The sequence below is a fragment of the Caproicibacter fermentans genome (genome assembly GCF_009746625.1).
Lineage (GTDB): Bacteria > Bacillota > Clostridia > Oscillospirales > Acutalibacteraceae > Caproicibacter > Caproicibacter fermentans.
In genome coordinates this window covers 1-1,620 of sequence record NZ_VWXL01000015.1, presented here as the reverse complement: position 1 = coordinate 1,620, position 1,620 = coordinate 1, and the positions used below count along the sequence as shown (strand labels likewise).

Genomic DNA, 1,620 nt, shown 5'->3' with positions numbered 1-1,620 from the left:
AAGCTGAAAAATCAATCATTTTCTGTTTTTCTGGAATCTACTCTTTTTGAAGGCAAAACAAATGTGTTTTTAGCCTTCCTGTGTTGCATTTCGCACAGAGCTTGTTCAAGTTGTAGCCCATGCACAAAAGGTAAAGCTCCGTTGAAATGTTTGCCCGGCCCCGGGTAAGAAAGCGCTTGAATTTGCGGTTGCTTTTCAGAACGCCGAAGGCCCCTTCCACCTGGATAGAGCGGTTCATCCGAAGCGTAATTCCACGTTCGGTTTTAATGTTTTTCCGGGAATCGTCACTCAGGCGAACCAAATCCGTTTTCACTCTCAGTTCTTTCGGCGTGCCGCTTTTTGCCTTGCAGCAAGCTTCACGGCACGGGCAGCCGACGCAGCTATCGCACCGGTAATACGCCGTCGTTGGGAAATATCCCTGCCGATTCCGCTGCGTACTTTCGTGATGGAAAAGAAGCTTTCTGCCGGCCGCGCAGACATAGCAGTCTTGCTGTTCGTCATATTGCATATTCTCCCGGCGGCCGATCTGCTGCCTGAACTTTTTGTTTTTTTGTGCTTCGTAGTTGATGGGTTTGATGAAGCTGGTCTGCCCGTTTCCCTCCAGATACAGGTAGTTGTCCAGACTTTCATAGCCCGCGTCCGCCACAATATCCCGGTAGCGTTCCCCATGCTGCTGTTCGAGTCTGCGCAAAAAGGGTCGCAGCGTCCCGCTGTCCGTCCGGTTCGAAAAAGCCGCGGCGCCTGTGATGTACTCGCTGTTCACGGCAATCTGCACATTGTAGCCCGGTTTGAGCTGCCCGTTGCGCATATGGTCTTCCTTCATATGCATAAAGGTGGCATCCGGATCTGTTTTGGCATAACTGTTACGACTGTTTCCCATTAAAAACAGCTTCTTCTCATAGCCCTCCCACTTTTCCAGCAATGTAAAAAACTTCTCATACGCCCGCTGCCGGGGCGGCTTGCGGCGACCGGCTCCATGTACAAAATGAATTCCGTTTTTCTCACAGGCCGCCTTTTCCGATTTTACCAATTCACGGAACTTTTTCAGGGTCACATTGCCGGAAATTCCACGGCTTTCAAATTCCTCACGCACGGCATCCTTCACTTTGGCCAAATATTTCTCCGTCGTCTTGCGCCAGACAAACGTGTAGCGGTTCGCCCGGCTCTCCAGCTTGGTGCCGTCGATGAATACCTCGTCGTGCTCCGTCTCGCCCATCTGTTCCAGGCGCCGGACAAATTGGTAAAACAAATCTTCCACCGCTTCTTTGGTGCGTCCGGTGCGAAACCTCGCAAACGTGCTGTAGTCCGGCACCGGTTCTCCATTGAGCAGCCACATGAAGTCCACGCGTTTCCGGCAGGCCTCCTCCAGCTTTCGCGTCGAGTAGATGCCGCACATGTAACCGTACACCAATACCTCAAAGATGATCCGGGGTTCAGCCGCCGATTTCCTTCCCTGTGAAGAATAGGCGCGATACAGTTCCCTGTAATCCAGTTCCTCAAGCTGCGCGCTGGCAAGCCGTACCGGATCATCCTGCGGTATTGTTATTTCCATATCCATTGGGAGCGTCAACTGTTGATTTTTTCGCTCAAATCTGTTATGCTCTAAGAGCTTTTTATTTT

The 1,620-nt window shown here is 51.3% G+C and carries 1 protein-coding gene; it reads right to left on the bottom strand.

Annotated features, from left to right (window positions below):
- Positions 1-37: 37 nt before the first annotated feature.
- A partial coding sequence (locus CAFE_RS03655) for an IS1182 family transposase (protein ID WP_156989817.1) occupies positions 38-1,620 on the bottom strand: 1,583 nt, incomplete at its 5' end.